This is a genomic window from Enterobacteriaceae endosymbiont of Plateumaris consimilis, assembly GCF_012563145.1.
Classification (GTDB): Bacteria; Pseudomonadota; Gammaproteobacteria; order Enterobacterales; family Enterobacteriaceae.
Map to the genome: position 1 here is coordinate 389,582 of NZ_CP046230.1, position 22,763 is coordinate 412,344.

General features: G+C 21.3%; 19 protein-coding genes, 1 tRNA gene and 1 rRNA gene. 4 read left to right on the plus strand and 17 right to left on the minus strand.

Annotated elements, in window-relative coordinates; genetic code table 11:
* Positions 1–35: 35 nt before the first annotated feature.
* Together GJT81_RS01890 and murI are read right to left on the minus strand one after the other, a co-directional pair.
* Positions 36–1,597: ribosomal RNA gene (locus tag GJT81_RS01890) — 16S ribosomal RNA — on the minus strand.
* 218 nt (positions 1,598–1,815) lie between these two features.
* A complete protein-coding gene (gene murI / locus GJT81_RS01895; RefSeq protein ID WP_169785636.1) occupies positions 1,816–2,631 on the minus strand; it encodes a glutamate racemase in 816 nt (271 codons plus the stop codon).
* 187 nt (positions 2,632–2,818) lie between these two features.
* Here murI and GJT81_RS01900 point away from each other — a divergent pair, with 187 nt between their 5' ends.
* Positions 2,819–3,994, plus strand: coding sequence for an aminotransferase class V-fold PLP-dependent enzyme (locus GJT81_RS01900; protein WP_169785637.1), 1,176 nt, complete (start codon positions 2,819–2,821; stop codon positions 3,992–3,994).
* Positions 3,995–4,063: 69 nt separating this feature from the next.
* Here GJT81_RS01900 and pykF read toward each other — a convergent pair whose 3' ends face one another.
* The 8 genes from pykF to murJ form a co-directional block, all read right to left on the minus strand.
* Positions 4,064–5,476 (minus strand): pyruvate kinase PykF, encoded by a 1,413-nt coding sequence (pykF, locus tag GJT81_RS01905; RefSeq protein ID WP_169785638.1) that lies wholly within the window; start codon positions 5,474–5,476, stop codon positions 4,064–4,066.
* A 104-nt stretch (positions 5,477–5,580) separates the two neighbouring features.
* Positions 5,581–6,006, minus strand: coding sequence for a cysteine desulfuration protein SufE (gene sufE / locus GJT81_RS01910; RefSeq protein ID WP_169785639.1), 426 nt, complete (start codon positions 6,004–6,006; stop codon positions 5,581–5,583).
* A 2-nt stretch (positions 6,007–6,008) separates the two neighbouring features.
* Positions 6,009–7,241, minus strand: a complete 1,233-nt coding sequence (locus tag GJT81_RS01915; RefSeq protein WP_169785640.1) for a SufS family cysteine desulfurase — start codon at positions 7,239–7,241, stop codon at positions 6,009–6,011.
* Positions 7,216–8,520 (minus strand): SufD family Fe-S cluster assembly protein, encoded by a 1,305-nt coding sequence (locus tag GJT81_RS01920; RefSeq protein ID WP_169785641.1) that lies wholly within the window; start codon positions 8,518–8,520, stop codon positions 7,216–7,218. The genes GJT81_RS01915 and GJT81_RS01920 overlap by 26 nt, the downstream gene beginning before the upstream one ends.
* Entirely contained in the window at positions 8,501–9,241 is a 741-nt protein-coding gene (sufC, locus tag GJT81_RS01925) for a Fe-S cluster assembly ATPase SufC (RefSeq protein WP_169785642.1), read from the minus strand. The genes GJT81_RS01920 and sufC overlap by 20 nt, the downstream gene beginning before the upstream one ends.
* Positions 9,242–9,273: 32 nt before the next feature.
* A complete protein-coding gene (sufB, locus tag GJT81_RS01930; protein ID WP_169785643.1) occupies positions 9,274–10,740 on the minus strand; it encodes a Fe-S cluster assembly protein SufB in 1,467 nt (488 codons plus the stop codon).
* 11 nt (positions 10,741–10,751) lie between these two features.
* On the minus strand, positions 10,752–11,126 hold the full coding sequence (locus GJT81_RS01935) for an iron-sulfur cluster assembly accessory protein (RefSeq protein WP_169785644.1): 375 nt from the start codon (positions 11,124–11,126) through the stop codon (positions 10,752–10,754).
* Positions 11,127–11,700: 574 nt separating this feature from the next.
* Positions 11,701–13,260 (minus strand): murein biosynthesis integral membrane protein MurJ, encoded by a 1,560-nt coding sequence (gene murJ / locus GJT81_RS01940; RefSeq protein WP_169785645.1) that lies wholly within the window; start codon positions 13,258–13,260, stop codon positions 11,701–11,703.
* Positions 13,261–13,507: 247 nt separating this feature from the next.
* Between murJ and ribA the strand changes: the two genes are divergently transcribed.
* Positions 13,508–14,101 carry a GTP cyclohydrolase II gene (gene ribA / locus GJT81_RS01945; RefSeq protein WP_169785646.1) on the plus strand — a complete coding sequence of 198 codons (594 nt, stop codon included), beginning with the start codon at positions 13,508–13,510 and terminating at the stop codon, positions 14,099–14,101.
* Positions 14,102–14,117: 16 nt separating this feature from the next.
* On the opposite strand, the gene sbcB is transcribed toward ribA, so the two are convergent.
* Positions 14,118–15,542, minus strand: coding sequence for an exodeoxyribonuclease I (gene sbcB / locus GJT81_RS01950; RefSeq protein WP_169785647.1), 1,425 nt, complete (start codon positions 15,540–15,542; stop codon positions 14,118–14,120).
* Positions 15,543–15,629: 87 nt separating this feature from the next.
* On the opposite strand from sbcB, the gene GJT81_RS01955 reads away from it, so the two are divergent.
* A tRNA-Ser gene (locus GJT81_RS01955) sits at positions 15,630–15,714 on the plus strand.
* Positions 15,715–15,789: 75 nt separating this feature from the next.
* A complete protein-coding gene (locus GJT81_RS01960; protein ID WP_169785648.1) occupies positions 15,790–16,347 on the plus strand; it encodes a DedA family protein in 558 nt (185 codons plus the stop codon).
* A gap of 32 nt (positions 16,348–16,379) precedes the next feature.
* On the opposite strand, the gene GJT81_RS01965 is transcribed toward GJT81_RS01960, so the two are convergent.
* Genes GJT81_RS01965 through nuoI form a run of 6 tightly spaced genes read right to left on the minus strand, consistent with a single transcriptional unit; the run spans position 16,380 to position 22,753 of the window.
* Positions 16,380–17,870, minus strand: coding sequence for an NADH-quinone oxidoreductase subunit N (locus GJT81_RS01965; protein ID WP_169785649.1), 1,491 nt, complete (start codon positions 17,868–17,870; stop codon positions 16,380–16,382).
* Between the two features lie 39 nt (positions 17,871–17,909).
* Positions 17,910–19,418, minus strand: coding sequence for an NADH-quinone oxidoreductase subunit M (gene nuoM / locus GJT81_RS01970; RefSeq protein ID WP_169785650.1), 1,509 nt, complete (start codon positions 19,416–19,418; stop codon positions 17,910–17,912).
* A 60-nt stretch (positions 19,419–19,478) separates the two neighbouring features.
* A complete protein-coding gene (nuoL, locus tag GJT81_RS01975; RefSeq protein WP_169785651.1) occupies positions 19,479–21,341 on the minus strand; it encodes an NADH-quinone oxidoreductase subunit L in 1,863 nt (620 codons plus the stop codon).
* Positions 21,338–21,640 carry an NADH-quinone oxidoreductase subunit NuoK gene (gene nuoK, locus GJT81_RS01980; protein ID WP_169785652.1) on the minus strand — a complete coding sequence of 101 codons (303 nt, stop codon included), beginning with the start codon at positions 21,638–21,640 and terminating at the stop codon, positions 21,338–21,340. The genes nuoL and nuoK overlap by 4 nt, the downstream gene beginning before the upstream one ends.
* Positions 21,641–21,694: 54 nt before the next feature.
* On the minus strand, positions 21,695–22,192 hold the full coding sequence (locus tag GJT81_RS01985) for an NADH-quinone oxidoreductase subunit J (protein ID WP_169785653.1): 498 nt from the start codon (positions 22,190–22,192) through the stop codon (positions 21,695–21,697).
* A 21-nt stretch (positions 22,193–22,213) separates the two neighbouring features.
* Positions 22,214–22,753, minus strand: a complete 540-nt coding sequence (gene nuoI, locus GJT81_RS01990) for an NADH-quinone oxidoreductase subunit NuoI (protein ID WP_169785654.1) — start codon at positions 22,751–22,753, stop codon at positions 22,214–22,216.
* Positions 22,754–22,763: the final 10 nt, after the last annotated feature.

The following is a 22,763-nucleotide window of genomic DNA, read 5'->3' on the forward strand; positions in this document are numbered from 1 at the left end:
CGATACACTCTTATTATAGAGTATGTACTTACAGTAAAGGAGGTGATCCAACCACAGGTTCCCCTACGGTTACCTTGTTACGACTTCACCCCAGTTATGAATCACAAAGTGGTAAGCGCCCTCCATAAAAAAAGGTTAAGCAACTCACTTCTTTTACAACTCACTCCCATGGTGTGACGGGCGGTGTGTACAAGGCCCGGGAACGTATTCACCGTAGCGTTCTGATCTACGATTACTAGCGATTCCGACTTCATGGAGTCGAGTTGCAGACTCCAATCCGAACTACGATATATTTTGTGAGATCCGCTTACTCTCGCGAGGATGCTTCCCTTTGTATATACCATTGTAGCACGTGTGTAGCCCTGGTCGTAAGGGCCATGATGACTTGACGTCGTCCTCACCTTCCTCCGGTTTATCACCGGCAGTTTCCTTTGAGTTCCCGGCCGAACCGATGGCAACAAAGGACAAGGGTTGCGCTCGTTGCGGGACTTAACCCAACATTTCACAACACGAGCTGACGACAGCCATGCAGCACCTGTCTCATGGTTCCCGAAGGCACTAAAGTATCTCTACTAAATTCCATGGATGTCAAGACCAGGTAAGGTTCTTCGCGTTGCATCGAATTAAACCACATGCTCCACCGCTTGTGCGGGCCCCCGTCAATTCATTTGAGTTTTAACCTTGCGGTCGTACTCCCCAGGCGGTCGACTTAACGCGTTAGCTACGAAAGTTATAAGTCAAGCTTACAGCCTCCAAGTCGACATCGTTTACAGCATGGACTACCAGGGTATCTAATCCTGTTTGCTCCCCATGCTTTCGCACCTGAGCGTCAGTATTCGTCCAGGGGGTCGCCTTCGCCACTGGTATTCCTCCAGATATCTACGCATTTCACCGCTACACCTGGAATTCTACCCCCCTCTACGAAACTCAAGTATATCAGTTTCAAATGCAATTCCTAAGTTAAGCTCAGGGATTTCACATCTGACTTAATGTACCGCCTACGTGCTCTTTACGCCCAGTAATTCCGATTAACGCTAGCACCCTCCGTATTACCGCGGCTGCTGGCACGGAGTTAGCCGGTGCTTCTTTTACAAGTAACGTCAGTAATAAAATTTATTAAATTTTATTATTTCTTTCTTGTTGAAAGTACTTTACAACCCTAAGGCCTTCTTCATACACGCGGCATAGCTGCATCAGGCTTTCGCCCATTGTGCAATATTCCCCACTGCTGCCTCCCGTAGGAGTCTGGACCGTATCTCAGTTCCAGTGTGGCTGATCATCCTCTCAGACCAGCTAGAGATCGTAGCCTAGGTAAGCCTTTACCTTACCTACTAGCTAATCTCGTCTGGGTTCATTTAAAGGCATGAGGTTTTATAAAAAATATAAAATCCCCCACTTTAATCTTACGATCTTATGCGGTATTAGCTATCGTTTCCAATAGTTATCCCCCTCCAATAAGTAGATCCCCAGATATTACTCACCCGTCCGCCGCTTGCCGACAATAAATAGTAAACTATTTATCTCGATGCCGCTCGACTTGCATGTGTTAAGCTTGCCGCCAGCGTTCAATCTGAGCCATGATCAAACTCTTCAATTAAAATACAAAAATTAAATAAAAAAAACAGAAATGTTAAATTTAATTTTTTATTTAACATAAATTTTTAAAATAACAAAACTCTTATAAAAGAGTGTCCTTAAAAATTTTTTATATATTGTTAAAGAACTATATTAAGTTAAAGCATTAATTTTTATCTTACATTTAAATTTTAAAGAGTCAAGAATTTTTTATAAAATTTATAACAATTTTAAATAATTTTAATTTATTTTAATTTTTTTGAAAAAACTAAATCCTTGACTAATTAAATATTTTTGTATTTTTTTTATTTTTACTGTGTATTTTGTATATAAAATAAAATTTTTTTGTGTATTAAATAAAAATTTATTTTTTGTTATAATTTTTTTTATTTTAGATATTATATAATTACTAGAATCTAAAAATTTAACATTTTTAGGTAAAATATTTTTTAATTCATTAATAATTAAAGGAAAATGAGTACAACCTAATATTATAGTGTCTGGAAAATTTTTTAAATTATACCAAGGTTGAAAAATATTTTTTATTTCTTTTAAAGATATATTTAATCCTTGTATTTTTTTTTCAACTAAAAAAACTAATTTTTGAGATGATAAAATTTCTATAATATAATTTTGACGAAAATATTTAATTTTATTTTGTATAGAATAATTTTCTAATGTTGTTTTTGTTGCTATAATACCAATTATGCCATTATTTGTTATATTAATAGAATCTTTTATAATTGGACTAACCCCTATTATTGGAAAAGAAAAATAATTTTTTATTATAGGAAGACTAGAAACACTAGCAGTATTACATGCTATTATTGCTAATGAGATATAATAATGATACGAAATTTTTTTTAATATTTTTAAACAACGCTTATAAATATAATTTTTTGATTTTATTCCATAAGGAAAAAATTTATTATCTAATAAATATATGAAATGTATTTCAGGAAATATTTTTTTAATTTTGTTATATATTGATATTCCACCTACTCCTGAATCAAAAATAAAAATTGTCATTTTAGATTGTAATAATTTTTTATTCATAATAAAATTTTCTTTTTTTATAAATTTTAATTTTAGCAAAAATAATAATTAATTATTAAATTGTATTTAAATAATTACATATTTATTTTATTATGAGTAATATATAAAATATAAAAAAAATCAATTAATTATTATTAATTAATACTTAACCTTTATTATAACAAATATAATTATATAAATTAAGATAATGAAAAATCCAATTTATTTAGATTATGCTTCTACTACACCAGTAGATAAAAGAGTTTTAAAAAAAATGATAAAATATTTAACTATAGATGGAATCTTTGGTAATCCTTCTTCTAATTTACATATATTTGGATGGAATGCAGAAAAAGAAGTTGACATTGCTAGAAAAAATATAGCTAAATGTATAGGATGTAATGATAATGAAATTATATTTACATCTACAGCAAGTGAATCTATTAATATAGCAATAAAATCTATAATTAATTGTTTTAAAAAAAATAAAAAACATATCATTACTACAACAATAGAACATAAATCTGTAATAGAAACATGTCTTTACTTAGAAAAACTTGGATTTTATGTGACATATTTAAAACCATCTAAAAATGGTTTAATAAACTTAAATAAACTACAAGAAACAATTAATGCAAAAACAATTTTAGTTTCTATTATGCATGTAAATAATGAAATAGGAGTAATACAAAACATATCAAAAATAGGAAAAATATGTCATAATAAAAATATAATTTATCATGTTGATGCAACACAAAGTATAGGAAAATATCCATTTAATTTAAAAAATATGAATATTGATTTAATGTCATTTTCTGCACATAAATTTTATGGACCCAAAGGAGTAGGAGTTTTATATATTAATAAAAAAAAACCTAATATTTTGTTAGATACCTTTATACATGGTGGTGGACAAGAACAAAACATAAGATCAGGTACTTTAGCAGTTCATCAGATAATTGGTATGTCAGAAGCATTACTTATTTCTATTAATGAAATGGAAAAAGATAGATTAAAAATTCAAAATTTAAAAAATTACTTATGGAATAATATAAAAAATATAAAAGGAATTTTTTATAATGGAGATTATTTACATAGTTCACCTTATATAATCAATATAGGTATAAAAGATATATTTAATAAATTACTTATCATAGAAATGAAAAATATTGCTGTTTCTCTTTCATCTGCATGTACATCTTATTATTCTCAATCTTCATATGTGTTAAAATCAATAGGATTAACAAATAAGTTAATTAAAAATTCCATACGTATTTCTTTAGGCAGATTTACTACTAAAAAAGAAATTGATTATACTATTTATAAACTACATAAAACAATAAATAAAATTTTACATAATAAAAATAATTTTTTTATTAATTAATATTTTATTCTTTAATTAAATAAAAATTATTGATATTTACAGAAATGTAATTATTTAATAATATAGTTATTATATTATATGAACAGAAATAGTATTAGTTGTTCCACTAGGTACTAAAGCTCCAGAAACCATAACAATGACATCTCCTATAACAGCATATTTACTAGATAAAGCAACTTTTTTACCTATATGATAAAAATCATCTGTAGACAATATTTTTTTTACTAATTTAGGTATTATACCTTTACTTAATATTAATTGTTTAGAAGTTTGAATATTAGTAGTTAAAGCTAAAATTATAGCTTTAGGAAAATATTTCCTTACTGATTTTGCAGATTTTCCTAATTCTGTAGCTACAATAATTAAAGGTGATTTTAATTTTTCTGATATTTCTACAGCACTACGACATATTGCATCAGTAATACTCATATCTACAGATTTTTCATAAAAATTTATTCTATTATTCATAGTTATGTCTGTTCTTTCACAAATATTAGACATAATGGCAACAGATTCTAAAGGATATTTTCCTTTAGCACTTTCTCCTGATAACATAACAGCATCAGTACCATCTAAAATAGCATTAGCTACATCTCCAGCTTCTGCTCTTGTTGGACGAGGATTTTTAATCATAGAATCTAACATTTGAGTTGCAGTTATTACCACTTTACCAAAAAAATTACATTTTTTAATCATCATTTTTTGAGCAAAAATTACATCTTCTACAGGTATTTCTACTCCTAAATCTCCTCTAGCAACCATGATACCATCAGAAACATTTAAAATATCATCAAAATTATTTAAACCTTCTTGATTTTCAATTTTAGCTATAATTTGAATATTTTCACATTTATTTTTTTTTAAAAAATTTCTGATTTCTAATATATCTTCTTTTTTTCTGATAAATGAAGCAGCAATATAATCTATTTTATTTTTACATGCAAATATTAAGTCATCTTTATCTTTTTCTGATAAAGATGGTAGTTTAGTAGATATTCCTGGCAAATTAATTCCTTTATTTTCTGATAATTTACCATTATTTAATACTTCACAAATAATATTATTATTATCTATTTCTAATACTTTCATTTCTATAAGACCATCATCAACAAGTATTTTATTTCCTATATTAAGATCAAATATTAAATTAGGATATGTTATAGCAACGCAATGATTATCACCAATAACAGATTGATCCGTAGTTAAAATAAATTTTTGTCCGGATTTTAAATATACATCTATACCTTTTTTAAGTTTTATAGTACGTATTTCAGGACCTTTAGTATCTAATAATATCGCTGCAGTTTGCCCTGTTATATTAATAATTTTTCTTAAATTTATAATACGTTTTTCATGATCTTTATGATTACCATGAGAAAAATTTAATCTCATAACATTCATACCTAAATTTAATAATTTAGATAATATGTTTTTAGATTCAGAACTAGGTCCAATAGTACATATTATTTTTGTTTTTTTCATATATTTTACATATTTCCTATTTTTAAAATAAAAAATTTATTTGAAATTTTAAAAAATTATAAATATTTATAATAATATATTATTAATATAATTAAATAAAAAAATTATTTATTTAATTGTATTATTTTTTTTTTTATAGTATTTATAATAATTTCTATTCCTTGTAATCTAGATAAAGATAGATATTTATCTAAAGATAATTTTTTAAAATATGATTGAATATTAGATTGAATAATTTTATTAGAATTTTTATTTTTATAAAATATAAAAATAATTGCTAATAAACCTTGTACGATAGAAGAATCACTATATCCTTTAAATAATACGTGATTATTCGAATCAATTTTTAAAGTAATCCAAACTTGACTTTGACATCCATGAATTAAATTTTTTAAAGAATGGTATTTTTGAGATAAAATAGGAATTATTTTTCCTAATTCAATTATATATAAATATCGTTCTTCCCAATTATTACAACGTTTAAAATTAGATTCTAATATATGTTTATTAGGTAATATGTTTACTAACATAATCATTTATTTAATAAATTATTTATATAGATTAATTTACTAACAAAAACATCTATTTCTTCAAAATTATTATATATAGAAAAAGATATTCTACACATAGATTTAACATTATAATATTTCATTAAAGGAATAGCACAATGATGTCCAGTACGTATTGCAATACCATATTCATCAAGAAAACATCCTATATCATAAGGATGACAATTTTTTAAATTAAAGGAAATAATACCTACTCGATTGTTTAGAGAACTGTTACCAAAAATTTTAATATTTGGTATATTAGACATTTTTTTTAAAGCATATAACATTAAATTTTGATTATGATTTATAATATCTTTTATATTAAATGATGTAAACCATGATAAAGCTGCACCCAATCCTATAATACCAGCAATATTAGGTGAACCTGCTTCAAATTTCCATGGTATTTTTTCCCAAATAGGAAAATTATTACAATCAATATTACTTATCATACCTCCACCACCTTCCCAAGGTGGTATTAATTCTAGTATGCTTTTTTTACCATAAAGAATACCTATTCCTGTAGGTCCAAAAATTTTATGTCCTGAAAAAACAAAAAAGTCACATCCAATATTTCGAACATTAACTATTTTATTTGTAACTGCTTGTGCTCCATCTATTACTGTTAAAATATTTTTACTTTGAGCTAATTTTACTATTTTTTTTATAGGATTAATTATACCTAATACATTAGATATATAAGTAATAGATATTAATTTAGTTTTGTTATCTATTAAATTATAAATTCTTTTATAATTTAATTCTCCGTATTTAGTTAATGGTATAACATGTATATGAAATCCTATTTTTTTTGATATAATTTGCCATGGAATAATATTAGAATGATGTTCCATTACTGAGATAATAATATTATCTCCTGAAAAAATATTATTTATACCCCAAGTATTTGCAATTAAATTAATTCCTTCTGTAGTGCTTTTAGTGAAAATTATTTCTTCAGTTCTTTGTGCATTAATAAAAACAGCTACTTGATGACGTATCTTTTCCATAATATTAGTTGCTTTTGTACTTAATGTATGTGTACCTCTATGTACTGATGAATAATATTTTGTATAAAATTGATTTAATGAAGAAATAACTGATATTGGTTTATGTACAGTAGCAGCATTATCAAAATAAATAAAGTTATGTTTATTAACTTTATGTGATAAAATAGGAAATTGTTTCCTAATTTTTATTAAATTGAAATTCATTAAAAATATTCTCTGTAAAGAAATAATTTGATATATATTTATATATTTCTTTTTTAAAATTATCATCACAAATATCTTGAATTAAATCAACTAAAAATGCTAAAAGCAGCATATTATGAGATTTTTTTAAATTAATACCACGTGTTCTTAAAAAGAATAATTGATTATTATCTATTTTACCAGAAAAAACACCATGCTTACATTTTACATCATCATTAAAAATATCTAATTCTGGCTTGATATTTATCTCTGAAAATTTATTGAGTAATAATCCACTATAATTCATTTGTCCATCTGTTTTTATAGCTAGCGGATTAATTTTTAATAATCCTTTAAAATTTACAATAGAATTATCAGCAACTATTGCTTTATGAAGTTGATTACTATAACAATATTTTTTATTATGTTCTAAATAACTATTTATATAAGAAATATTATTTCCTTTTGATAAAGATAAACTTTTATAATTTAATGTGGAATTATTTCCATTAAATTGAAAATTATTATTTTGATGTATAATTTTATTAGACATTAAAAAATCATATTTTGTAATATAACTATTATTATTTAAATAATATTCATTATTAGCACAATAATAATTTTTTTTATCACCAGTGATTAGTTTATAATGTATTAAATTTACATTATTACCTAAAATTAAAGTTGTATAAATATTATTAAAATAAGATTGATTAATATTAATATAATGTTCAAATATTGTAATAGATTGTATTTGTTGAATATCTATATAATTTCTATAATTTGACATATAAAAAAAATCTTCACTATTCTTTCCTATATTAATATATATTAAATAAAGAGGTTTTATATCACTAATATTATTTAAATTTATATTAATAAAAATAATTTCTTTAGATAAAGCTTCTGATAAATGGGTAAACATATTATGTTTAATAGAAATATTTTTATAATATAAATTATTTACTTGATTGATAGTTATTTTATAATAAATATTATTTATATCACTTATATTTTTATTTAATTTACCATTTATAAAATATAAAAAAACAGCATCTATTTGAAAAATAACGTTTACTAAATCTTTTTTTAAAAATTCTTTTGTTAAAGGAATTTTTAATAGTTTATCATTTATAATATTTAAATATATATTTTTTTTTACATATGTTGGATCATGTAATAAATTTTTTAATTTTAACCAATGATATTCTGAATTTTTTGAAAAATATTTTTTTTTATGTAATTGATATATATTATTTAATTGTTTTAATATATTATTACTACTCATTAAGCCAACCATAACCTTGATCCTCTAATTGTTTAACTAGCATAAAATCACTAGATTTCACAATTTTATTATTATAAAGTATATGTACATAATCTGGTTTAACATAATCTAAAATACGACGATAATGAGTAATAATAATAAATGATCTATCTTTAGATCTCATAATATTTATTATTTTTGAAACTTTTTTTAATGCATCAATATCTAAACCTGAATCGATTTCATCTAAAATACATAATTTTGGTTTTAAAATCAACATGTGTAATATATCGTTAATTTTTTTTTCACCTCCAGAAAAACCTACATTTACAAAACGTTTAAGAAAACTTTTTTTTATATTTAACATTTTTATTTTTTCATAAATTAAATCTTGAAAATCAAATCTATCTAATAAAGATAATCCATTATATTTTCTTATTTCATTTAATGATGTATATAAAAATAAATTATTGGTAACTCCTGGTATTTCAGTAGGATATTGAAAAGATGCAAAAATACCTTCTCTTGCTCTTATTTCAGGATTCATATCTAATAAATTTTTTTTTTTAAAAAATATTTCTCCTTTAGAAATTATATATTCTTTTTTTCCTACTAAAATATATGATAAAGTACTTTTACCTGACCCATTAGGACCCATTATAGCATGAATTTCTCCAGAATTAATTTTTAAGTTAAATCTATCTAATATTACTTTATTATTTATGTGTACATGTAGATTTTTTATTTTTAGCATAGTTTATGTAAATAATATTTAATTAAAAAATATTAACCAATACTTTTTTCTAAATTAATTGATAATAATTTCTGTGCTTCTATAGCAAATTCTAAAGGAAATTTAATAAAAATATCTTTACAAAATCCATTAATAATCATAGAAATAGCATTATCCATATTAATACCTCTTTGTAAACAAAAAAATATTTGATCCTCTCCAACTTTAGAAGTTGTAGCTTCATGTTCCACTTGTGATGTATTATTAGCAATTTTAATATTAGGATATGTATGAGTACTACATTTTGAACCTATTAAAATAGAATCACATTGAGTAAAATTACGTGAATAATTTGATTTTTGATTAATTTTTACTAAACTTCTATAAGTATTTTTACTATTTTCTGTAGAAATACTTTTAGATATAATTGTTGATTTAGTTTTTTTACCAATATGAATCATTTTTGTTCCAGTATCAGCTTGTTGATAACCATTTGTTAAAGAAATAGAAAAAAATTCACCAATAGAATAATCTCCTTTTAAAATAACACTAGGATATTTCCATGTAATTGCCGATCCTGTCTCTGATTGTGTCCATGACATTTTACTATGATTTCCTTTACATATTGCTCTTTTAGTAACAAAATTTAAAATTCCTCCTGAATATTTATTTCCTGCAAACCAATTTTGTACAGTAGAATATTTTACTTTAGCATTTTTTAATAATATTACTTCTACAACAGCAGCATGTAATTGATAATTTTGTCTTATAGGTGCAGAACATCCTTCTATATAATTTACACTACTATTTTCATCTGCAATTAAAATAGTACGTTCAAACTGTCCAATATTTTTTTCATTAATACGAAAATAAGTTGATAATTCTATAGGACAATCTACATTTTTAGGTATATATATAAATGTTCCATCAGAAGCTACAGCAGCGTTTAATGATGCAAAAAAATTATCGTTAGCAGAAACAACTGAACCTAAATATTCTTTAACTAAATCAGGATAGTTTTGAATAGCATCATTTAAAGAACAAAAAATTATTCCTTTTTTTAATAATTTATCTTTATGAGTTGTAATAACAGACACTGAATCAAAGATTCCATCTACAGCTATATTTTTATTATTAATAGGAATTTTTAATTTATTAAAAGTATCTGATACAGCATTTGTAAAATATTTATTTTTATTATAATTAAAATTAATATTTAATTTATTATCCTTAATAGATAAAGGTGCAGAATAATAAATATAATTTTGATAATTTAATTTATCAAAATTTCCATTCAACCAATGAGGTTCTTTATTATTTATCCAATAATTATATCCTTCTAATCTAAAATCTAACATCCATTTAGGTTCATTACGTATTTTAGATATTTTTTTAATTATATTTTTATTAATTCCTGGTATTAATTGTTTATTTTTTAAATTTGTAGAAAAACCTTCTTTATAAAGAGATTTTTTTTTATTGAAAAATTTAATTTTATCTTTTATATCATTATTTTGCATAATAAATTTCTTTAATGTTTAATATTAAAACTTTCTCCACAACCGCAAGATTTAATAATTTTAGAATTATAATATTTAAAATATTCTTTAAAATTTTCTTGAATAAAATCTATTATTGTTCCATCTATAAAAATAATATCTTTTCTTTTGATATATATATAAATATTATTATTTTGAAAAATTAAATCATCTTTAAAAGATTTTGTTATTAATTCAATTTTATATTTAAAACCAAAACAACCTGTTTTTATTAAAATTAATCTAATACCATTAATTATAGAATCTTTTTTTATTATTTTATTAACTTGTAATAATGAATTATTAGTTAAAAAAATTCCTTTCCAAGATTCTTTACAAGAGAAATGTATTAATTTTTTTTTAAACATAATTACCATCCAAAAAAGTAATGAATTATACCAATTAATATATATTATTAATCATGTAATTTATTTAAAAATATTTAATTATTATCTTTATATAAAATATAAAAAATTAATTATTAAAAAAATTTTAAATTATTATTTGTTTAAAACAATTTGTTATATAATTAATAAATTATTTTATTATAAATTCTTAAAATAATTATAAATATCTTGTAAAAATTTTTGTCATAATAAAAATATAAAATATATTAATAATAATAACTATTATTTAATTACTAATAAATAATTCGTAATAATTAAGTTAAAGTTAAATCATATACTTATATTAATAATAATTATATATTAATTATTTTTTTTTTAAAATATTTTTTAAATATAATTTTTTATAAAATAAATGAATTATTTTTAGATTTGAATAAATATTCTATTTAATTATTATCTAAAAAAAATTATTTAAGATTATTTGTTGTTATATTAAATTATGGTGATTATATTAAATATAATTTTATTAAAAGAAATTTTTTACTATTTATAATAATGATTATATTATTTGTTAATATTTTAAACTTTTAAAAAATTATATTTTTGTTTTATTCAATGAAAATTCTTGTGTACGAAAACCTAATGAAAATAATATCATTATATATAATATAAAAACAAAAAAACAAATAATACATAAAAATATTATACGAAGTTGTAAACTAGATAAAATTAACCATTTCTCAGAAATTACCATAGAAAAAAAAGATAATATCATACTTAAAATAACAGTAACAATTGTTATTCGTATAATAAAATTATACCATCCAGATTCTGGAATATAAATTTTACTTCGTATTAATTTACGTAATAATAAAATAAAATTTAAAAATGCAGCTAAACATATTGATATAGCAAAACCAAGGTGATGTAAAAAATAGATAAATATAGGACTAATTAATTGAGTAATAACTAAAACAAATATTGCTATTGATACAGGTGTTCTAACGTTTTGTCTAGCATAATATCCTAAAGCTAAGACTTTAGATGTTATTATAAATAATAAACCTATAGCATAAATAATAAGATTTTTTTGTGTCATTAAAACATCAAAATAAGTAAATGCTCCATACTGAAATAAAGAAATTAATAATATTTTAGAAAAAAAACCTAAAATTAAAGAACTTGGAACTATTAAAAGAAAACATAAACGTAAACCTAAATCTATTAATTGATTATATTCTTTTTCATTATTTGTAGTAAATGCATCTGTTAATGCTGGTAATAATACTATACTTAATGCAACAGCAAACATACCAATAGGTAATTCCATTAAACGATCAGCGTAATAAATCCACGTAACTGAACCTGTAATTAAAAAAGAGGCAAAAACAGAATTAATTAATAAAGATATTTGAGTTGCAGATACACCAATAATAGCTATTCCCATTTTTTGAAAAACTTTTATTACTCCATGAATATTATTATAAATAACAAATTTACAACGTGGTTGTACTAACATATTTATTTTTTTTAAATAAATTAACTGATACATTAATTGTATACAACCACCAATTATAACAGACCATGCTAATATTAATACTGGAGGATCAAAACATAATGGCAAAAACATTATAAAAAATATCATACATAAATTTAGTATTATAGGAGTAAATGCTGGTACTAAAAAATTTTTCCAGATATTTAAAATAGCACTTGCTATAGAAGATAAAGAAATTAAAAAGATATAAGGAAAAGTTATTTTTAACATTTTAGAGGTTAATCTTAACTTATAACTAGTAGTAACAAAACCAGGAGCTATTATAGAAATAATAAAAGAAGAAAATATTATTCCTAATAAAACAACAATTGATAATAATATTGTTAATATTCCTAATACAGCAGAAATAAACTCTTTAGTTTCAAAAATACTTTTTTTATTTTTATACTCTGCTAAAACTGGAGTAAAAGCTTGAGAAAATGCTCCTTCAGCAAAAATACGGCGTAATAAATTTGGTAATTTAAACGCCATAAAAAAAGAATCACTATAAACACCAGCTCCAAAAATTTTTGCTATAAAACTGTCTCGAATAAATCCTAACAGTCTAGATAATAATGTTATAATACTAACCATTGTTAATGATTTTAACAAATTCATATGTTTCCTTAAACAAAAACAATTTTTTTATATACATAAATTATTTTAATAAAAATTATAATGTAAATAAGAATTTTATATATTTATTCTAATATTCTTATAAAAAATTAATTTAAAACAAATATTAGTTTATATGTTTATAGTATGTAAATTTAATATTTAATTTTTACAAAAGTAATATCTTTATGTTAGGTTATATAATCTGATAAATAATAAATATATTTATATATTAATAAGGAATTATTATATGAATTTAAAAGAAATATCAAGAGCAAAATTACCGACTATATGGGGAGAATTTATCATAATAGGTTTTGAAGAAATATCTACTGGGAAAAATCATATTGCTTTAATTTACGGTATTAATAAGATTGATAAAACGAATATTGTTTTAACAAGAATCCATTCTGAATGTTTAACTGGAGATACTTTATTTAGTTTACGTTGCGATTGTGGTTTTCAATTAAAATCATCTTTAATACAAATTTCTAAAGAAAACTGTGGAATATTAATTTATCATAGACAAGAAGGTAGAAACATAGGTTTATTAAATAAAATTAAAGCTTATAATTATCAGGACAATGGATTAGACACTGTAGAAGCAAATCATAAATTAGGTTTTGCTGCAGATGAAAGAAATTATAACTCATGTGCAAATATATTAAAAATATTAGGTATTTTAAAAATAAAACTATTAACAAATAACCCTAATAAAATTAATATTTTAAAAAAAAATGGTATTAATGTGGTTAGTCGTATTCCATTAATTGTAGGATACAATTCAAAAAATAATCAATATTTAAAAACTAAATCTAGTAAAATGGGTCATATTTTAGAATAATTATATTTTAAATTTATTATTTAATATTAATAATTTGTTTAAAATAATGTAATAAATTATTTAAAATAATAATTTTGCTTTTATAATTTTGATATTTATCTAATAAAATTTTTATTTTGTTAATATAGCGAAAAATATATTTTTTATTAAAAAGATTTTTTTTATATAAATCCCATTTAATTTTTTCTAAATGATTTAAAGTTTCAGGAAAATTTCTAGCTCTATATCTAAATAATAATTGATTAGCTCTAGGATCATCAAAAATAAATTTATTTAATTTATTTATTGGTGTTTGATGAATTTTTTTAAATTTTTGTAAATCTAAATATCCAAAAAAATTTTTATATAATTGTGTATCTACATTTTTAATGTCAAAAAAAATATTTTTATTATAAAATTCAATTAAATAAGAAAAAATAATGTTTTTAATTTTCAAAAAATTTTTTTTAAATATTAAAAAATTTCTTTGATAATAAGTTAAATTAAAATTTAAACGTTCAATATCATTTAATTTTAGTATATTTATTGGTAATAACAAAGGTGAATTATTTATATTTATAAATTTTATATAAACTAAAAAATTAGTACTTGAAATATTATTTTTTAAATCTGAATAAATAAATTCATTAATATTATGAATTAAATCAAAGGCAATTAATATATTTTTATTTTTAAAAGACCAAAATAATGGAGCAATACATCCTATATTATTATTTGAATTTTTATACATATGACTAATATAAATTAAAGGTTTTAATTTAGATAGATTAATTATTTTTAATATTTCTTTTTTTTCTCTATGTTTAAAAAAATAATTATAAAGTAATAATTGTTTTTTTTTAATTAATTTAGCAATTTCTATTGTTCTATAAACATCAGATAAAGCATCATGTGATCTATAATATAATTTAATATTATTAATATTAGCAATTTTTTCAAGATTAAAAACTGGAATATTATTTATTTTAGGCCAATTAATACCTTCTGGTCTTAAAATATAACAAGCTTTTACTAAATTTAATATATCCCATCTACTATTATTATTATTCCAATAACAATTATATGGATCATAAAAATTTCTATAAAATAAATTACGACTAAATTCATCATCAAATATAATATTATTATATCCTACAATACATGTGTAATTTTTAGAAAATATTTTATTAATTTTTGTTGCTAAATCACATTCAAATATTCCTTTAGTATTAACAATTTGTGGATTTATATTATTAATAATAACAGATATAGGATCTGGAATATAATCCATTGGTAATTTACAATATAATACAATAGGATCTTCTATAGGTTCTAAATTTATATTAGTACGTATGCAAGCAAATTGTGCTATTTTATCTATAGATGGATTTAAACCAAAAGTTTCATAATCATAAAATAAAAAATTAAATTGATGTTGTATAATTTTAGTATTTATTAACATAATAAATAATATTATTATAATTCTAATATTAAAACAATAATATATATATAAAATATTTAAATTAATATATTATTTAATATATTGATTGGTGAGATGGCCGAGTGGTTTAAGGCGCACGCCTGGAAAGTGTGTATATGAAAACATATCAGGGGTTCGAATCCCCTTCTCACCTATTATATAAATTATTAAAATATTTATAAATAATTTTATAATTGTTTATTTATAATGATTATTATATAATTTTAAAATGTTTGATATAGATATTACTAAAATTATTAACCAATATGGTTATCTAATAATACTTATAGGATCTCTTATAGAAGGAGAAACATTTATTATTATTGGAGGTATTGCTATACATAAAGGATTATTAATTTATCATTGGGTTATAATAATTTCTACTTTAGGTGCTATTATAGGAGATCAATTTTTATTTTATATTGGAAAAAAATATAGTAATAAATTATTATTTTTTTTAAAAAAAAATGATTTAAAAGTACATAAATATCAAAATTTAATTACAAATTATCCATATATATTCATTATTATGGTTAGGTTTATGTATGGTTTTAGATTAATTGGACCAATAATTATCGGTATAACAAATATAACAACATTTAAATTTTTAATATTTAATATAATTGGTTCCATAATATGGTCTTTAATTTTTGTAAGTTTAGGTTTTGTATTTGGAGATATTATTACTTCTTGGATTGGAGATATTAATAAAATCACAATATATGTATTATATATTTTAGTTTTTATATTTATATTAAAAATAATATATAAAATTATAAAAAAATAATTATTAATTTTTAAAAAAATTAATTAATATATTTATATTACAAACATAGATTTTTTTACAATTTGTATTATAAATTCAGGATATACTCCTAATAATATTGTTATTACTGTTAATAACAATATTAAATATTTACTAATAAATATTTTTTTTGTATGTAAATTATTGAATAAACTTAATGTGTATAATTTATTATATGGACGTAAATACAAATTAATAATAACACGTAAATAATAATATAAACCAGCTATACTACTAAGTATAACTATAAATACAAGATACCATAATTTCATTTTAACAACTAAAGATATTAAATAAAACTTAGAAATAAAACCTAAAGTTATTGGTATTCCAGCTAAAGATAAAAACATAACGGTCATAATAAATGATAAAATAGGATCATACCAAAATAATCCTCTATAAAAATAAAGATGATCAAAATGTTTTTTATATTGCTGTTGTTTGTTTAAATTAGAAATTATACTAATAACAGTAAATATACCTATATTATTTAATATATAACTAATACTATATATCCCCATCGTTTCTAAAGATAATGATACATCATTTGGTAAAATTAAATTATATATTAATATTATTGACATATATCCTAAATGAGCTATAGAAGAATATCCTAATAAACGTTTGATATTTTTTTGCGTAAGAGCTAAAAAATTTCCAAATATAATAGAAGTTATTGATATTAATATTAATATATTAAATAATATTAATTTATTTGAAACTATATTAGTAAAATGACCTAATAATCTTACAAACGATGTAAAAATAGCAATTTTACTAAATGTAGATAAAAACATTGTAACTATAGTAGGAGAACCCTGATAAATATCTGGAGTCCATAAATGAAAAGGTACTAATGATAATTTAAATCCTATACTTACTATAATTAATACTAAACCAATAATACTTATATTATTTATTATTGAATGAAATAAATAATGTTGATTTATATATGTAAAATTTAAACTACCATAATCAATAAAAATTAATGACATACCTAATATAAAAAAAGAAGATGCTATACTAGAAATTATAGTATATTTAATACTAGCTTCTAATGAATTTTTTAATTTTAAATTATATGCAATTAATCCAAATACAGGTATAGATATTAATTCTATTCCTATTAACATAGAAATAAAATTATTTGTAATAGTTAAAACCATACCACCAATAGATGAAATAAGAATTAAAAGATAAAATTCATCTTGATGATAATCAAAATTTATCAACCAAGGATATGCTATTATACAAGTAATAATACTAATTATTAATAATATTATAGTATAAAAATAAGAATAATTATCTACTATAAATAATGTATTATTCATTAAATTGATATTATAATACATATTATGAATTATAGATATTAAAGTACAAAATAAACCACTAATTGCTATTATTAAATGAATAAAATTATTACGTTTAACAGAAATACTTATAAGAATAAGTATTATTGTTAAAATAATAATAATTAAAGGTAATAGTATTATTAAATTGTTCATAAAATATATTTTATTTTTCCTTTTTTAAGATAAAATATTTTAATTTAATATAGTTTTATTATAAATATTATTAATTACATTATACGAAATATTCAATATAGGTTGAGGATAAAATCCTAATATTAATAATATAACTAATAAAGATGTAATAATAAATATTTCTCTATAAACCATTTTTTTGAAAACAAAAGCTTTCTTTATCGGACCATAAAAAATTTTTTGCATCATGTTTAATGAATAAATACTTGCAAATATTAAACCAAAAGTAGCAATACTTGCATATATTGGATAAAATTGGAAATTTCCTATAAGAATTAAAAATTCTCCTATAAAATTTCCAGTACCTGGTATTCCTAAACTTGCTAAAGCAAAAAATAAAAAAAATCCTGGTAACCAATTTATATTACTCCAAAATCCACCCATTAAATTTATATTTCTAGTTTTTAACCGTTCATATATTTGTCCACAAATTATAAATTGTGCTGCAGCTGATATTCCATGTGATATCATTTGTATAATAACTCCTTGGTAAGCAATTTTATTATTGCTATAAATTCCAATAAGAACAAAACCCATATGAGATATTGAAGTGTAAGCTATTATTCTTTTTATATCATTTTGAATAAAAGCTAACCAAGATCCATAAAATATACCTATAATACCTAATATTATTGCAATAGGAGCAAATTTTAAAGAAGCTAAAGGAAATAATGGTAAAGAAAATCTTAATAAACCATATGCTGCTGTTTTTAATAGAATACCTGCTAGATCTACAGAACCTGCTGTTGGAGCTTGACTGTGAGCATCAGGTAACCATCCATGTAAAGGAATAACTGGTATTTTCACAGCAAAAGCAATAAAAAAACATAACATTAACAAAAATTCTAAACTAAATGATTTTGGAGTATATAGTAAGGAACTATATTCAAAAGTCCATACTCCTGTTATTTCTTGATTTAAAAAAACTAATGTTAAGATACCAATTAACATTAATAAACCACCAGCTTGTGTATAAATAAAAAATTTAGTAGCAGCTACTATTCGATTTTTACCTTTTACATTATTATGCCCCCATAATGATATTAAAAAATACATAGGAATTAACATAATTTCCCAGCATAAAAAAAATAAAAACATATCAATAGCAAGAAATACACCTATAACTCCACTTAGGATCCATAATAAATTTAAATGAAAAAAACCATGTAATTTTTTTGTTTCATTCCAAGAACATAAAACTGCCATTATACCTAATAATCCAGTTAAATTAATCATTATTATGGAAAGGCCATCTGTAGCTAAATGAAAATTTATGCCGAATCTTGGAATCCAAGGTAATATAAATTCTGATATCCATATAGGATATGATAAAAATAATTTATTATTTAAAGAATATGAATGAATAAATAATTCAATAATAGAAAGAAAAAAAACCATACTAATAGATAATAAAGAAATCCAACGAGGTAATTTATAATTTAACCGTTCACTTTGCCAACAAATCAATCCACCAATAAAAGGAATTAATATAAACCAAGGTAATAACATAATACTTCCTAAGTATTTAAATAAAATTTAATAAAAAATGTTAATTTAAAAATCTTAATATTATAATAAGTAATATTTATTACTTAATATTATAATTAATAATAATATTATTACACCTAAACACATAGATGATATGTACCAACGTAAATATCCATTTTCACCAATTAATAAACATTGTTCTGTTTTTTGAGCAAATTTAATAAATATATTAATAACCTGAGAAATAGGATCATTTTTTATTAAAAATAATATTTTAAAAAAATTGTTTACAAATAATTTTTTATATATTAAATCTATATAACAGCCATGTAAAAAAAATTTTTTTATAATATAAAAATTAATATTATTTATTTTAGTAAATTTTAATAAATAATTACGATTTTTCCAAAATAATATAAAAAATATAAAACCAGTAATCGATATTACTGCTGATATTATTTCTAATATAAAATATTTATTTGTATGTTTTATTATTACATCATGAAAATATGAATATATACCTACTGGTAATAAATTTATACCTATAAAACTAGATAAAATAATTAATATTATTAATGGAATATTATGATTAAAAGTATTATTTTTAATAGGTATTATATTTGTTTGACCAAAAAAAATGATATAAATCATACGAGTAATATATAATGATGTAATAAAAGTACCAATAAAACCTAATATGACTAAAATAAAATGATGATTAATTAATGCTTCATATAAAATTTGTCCTTTACTAAAACTACTAATACTAATAATAGGAAAAGAACATAAAGATAATCCTCCTAGTAAAAAACAATAATATATAAAAGGAATATATTTTTTCATATTTCCCATCTTAAATATATTTTGTTCATGATTAGTAGAAATAATAATAGAAGCAACAGACAAAAATAATAATGCTTTAAAAAAAGAATGTGCTATTAAATGAAATAAAGAAGCTTCCCACGAACGTATACCTAATGCTAAAAACATATAACCAATTTGACTCATAGTAGAATATGCTAAAATACGTTTTATATCTTTTTGTGCTAAAGCAGATAATCCTGAGATTAATAATGTTATTGTTCCAATAATACTTATAAACAATAAAATATTATTTGTTAATGAAAATAAAATATTATTTCGTATTATCAAATAAACACCTGCTGTTACCATAGTAGCAGCATGAATTAGTGCAGAAACAGGAGTAGGTCCAGCCATTGCATCTATTAACCAAGTATTTAATGGAAATTGTGCAGATTTACTGATTGCTCCTATTGTTAACATTAAAGTAATAATATTTAATAAAAATGATGAATAATAAAAATTAGATGAAGTAATTAAAAAAGATATTTCTTGAAAATTTATTGTTTTAAATAATTTAAATATTAAAAAAATACCTATTGATAAAAAAATATCACCTAAACGAGTAATTAAAAATGCTTTTATAGCAGAAAAACCATTTAAAGTATTTTTATAAAAAAAACCTATTAATAGATAAGAACAAACTCCTACACATTCCCATCCAAAAAACATTAGTATAAAATTATCTGCTAATATTAAAAGAATCATACTAGCCATAAATAAATTAGTATATGCAAAAAATCTTGAATAACCTTCATCATTTCTCATATACCATGAGGCAAATATATGTATAAGCAAACCTACACCAGTAGTAACTGATAACATTATTAATGAAAGCATATCTAAATATAAATTTAGATCAACATGAAAATTATCAATTTTTATAATTTGCCATAAAGATTCTTTATATATTAATAAATTATTTTTTAAAAAAAATAAATTAATTATAAATGTAATTATTGCAATAATACTTATAGAACCAATACCAATAATAGTAGATATTTTTTTATTTAAATTTGAAAATAAAGACAATATCAAAAAACTTATTAAAGGTATTAAAATAGTAAAATAAAGAAATTTCATCCATTCATCTCACTAATTGAATCAATATTAACAGTGTTTTGATAATGATATAATTTTAATAATAATACTAAACCTATACAACTTTCAATAGCTGCAATAGTAATAGATATTATATACATAATTTCTCCTTCTGTTTGTTTCCAAAAGTTTCCTGAAATTATACAAGATAATGCTGCAGCATTTAACATTATTTCTATACATATTAAAATATACAACATATTTTGTCTAATAATTACACCTGTTAATCCAATTATAAATATAATAATAGTTATTAATAATCCATAATATAAAGGAATCATATTTTTTTACTTTTAAATGTTTTAATTAATTTAATATATAAAAAAAATAAATATCTAATTTTTTTTATTGCCTATATGAAAAACTACAATTAGTCCTGCTAATAGCAATATTGATATTAATTCAATAATTATTTTATAATTTTGAAACATATCTTTACCAATATTATTAATGTCAATAATATTATTAAATATGTATTTATTATTACATGGTTCTTTAATAAGAAAAATTAAAAAAAATGATAAAGTTACTATTAATAAAATAGAACAAATTAATATTATTGGTTTTTCTAATAGTAATTTTTTTTCTTGCAAAGCAATTTTTTTATAATTTAATAACATTAATATAAATACAAATAGTACGACTATTGCTCCTGCATAAATGATAATTTCTAAAGCTCCTGCAAAATAATCACCTAGAGTAAAAAATATACCAGATATAGAAATTAATAATATTAAAAAATATAATAATGTATACATAGGATGTATACTTATTACTATACATAATGTGGAAATTATTGCTAATATTCCTAATATATAAAAAATTAATTCCATAGATAAAACCTTTTATTTATTTTATGGTAACAAACTTTTTACATCTACTTCAATATTATTTTTTTTATATTTTGAAGAATTTTTTTTTATTTTTACACCAGAAAAATTATAAAAATCATAATGTGGATATTTTCCTGTATTATTAATTAATAAATTTTCTTTTTCATATACCATGTCTTGTCTTTTAAATTCACATAATTCAAAATCTGGTGTTAATTGTATAGCATTAGTAGGACAAGCTTCTTCACAAAAACCACAAAATATACAGCGAGATAAATTGATACGAAAAAATTTAGGATATGATCTTCCATTTTTTTTTGTTGCTTTTTTTAAAGAAATACATCCTACTGGGCATACTACTGCACATAAATTACATGCTACACAACGCTCATTATTATCATTATCTAATGATAATATTATTCTCCCACGATATCTTGGAGGTAAATATACTTTTTCTTCTGGATACATTATAGTTTCTCTTTTTTTAAACATGTTTGTCCAGACTAAAAATATACTACGTATTTGACTAAATAATTCTATAAATAATTTTTTAAATTTCATTTTTATGTTT

Coding starts and splice junctions, on each gene's coding strand:
- GJT81_RS01985 (WP_169785653.1), bottom strand. CDS start 22,192: ATGGAATTAATTTTTTATATATTAGGAATATTAGCAATAATTTCCACA.
- sbcB (WP_169785647.1), bottom strand. CDS start 15,542: ATGTTAATAAATACTAAAATTATACAACATCAATTTAATTTTTTATTT.
- pykF (WP_169785638.1), bottom strand. CDS start 5,476: ATGAAAAAAACAAAAATAATATGTACTATTGGACCTAGTTCTGAATCT.
- murI (WP_169785636.1), bottom strand. CDS start 2,631: ATGAATAAAAAATTATTACAATCTAAAATGACAATTTTTATTTTTGAT.
- sufB (WP_169785643.1), bottom strand. CDS start 10,740: ATGCAAAATAATGATATAAAAGATAAAATTAAATTTTTCAATAAAAAA.
- GJT81_RS01915 (WP_169785640.1), bottom strand. CDS start 7,241: ATGAATTTCAATTTAATAAAAATTAGGAAACAATTTCCTATTTTATCA.
- GJT81_RS01900 (WP_169785637.1), top strand. CDS start 2,819: ATGAAAAATCCAATTTATTTAGATTATGCTTCTACTACACCAGTAGAT.
- GJT81_RS01965 (WP_169785649.1), bottom strand. CDS start 17,870: ATGAACAATTTAATAATACTATTACCTTTAATTATTATTATTTTAACA.
- nuoI (WP_169785654.1), bottom strand. CDS start 22,753: ATGAAATTTAAAAAATTATTTATAGAATTATTTAGTCAAATACGTAGT.
- GJT81_RS01935 (WP_169785644.1), bottom strand. CDS start 11,126: ATGTTTAAAAAAAAATTAATACATTTCTCTTGTAAAGAATCTTGGAAA.
- GJT81_RS01960 (WP_169785648.1), top strand. CDS start 15,790: ATGTTTGATATAGATATTACTAAAATTATTAACCAATATGGTTATCTA.
- nuoL (WP_169785651.1), bottom strand. CDS start 21,341: ATGAAATTTCTTTATTTTACTATTTTAATACCTTTAATAAGTTTTTTG.
- ribA (WP_169785646.1), top strand. CDS start 13,508: ATGAATTTAAAAGAAATATCAAGAGCAAAATTACCGACTATATGGGGA.
- GJT81_RS01920 (WP_169785641.1), bottom strand. CDS start 8,520: ATGGTTGGCTTAATGAGTAGTAATAATATATTAAAACAATTAAATAAT.
- sufE (WP_169785639.1), bottom strand. CDS start 6,006: ATGTTAGTAAACATATTACCTAATAAACATATATTAGAATCTAATTTT.
- nuoK (WP_169785652.1), bottom strand. CDS start 21,640: ATGATTCCTTTATATTATGGATTATTAATAACTATTATTATATTTATA.
- murJ (WP_169785645.1), bottom strand. CDS start 13,260: ATGAATTTGTTAAAATCATTAACAATGGTTAGTATTATAACATTATTA.
- nuoM (WP_169785650.1), bottom strand. CDS start 19,418: ATGTTATTACCTTGGTTTATATTAATTCCTTTTATTGGTGGATTGATT.
- sufC (WP_169785642.1), bottom strand. CDS start 9,241: ATGCTAAAAATAAAAAATCTACATGTACACATAAATAATAAAGTAATA.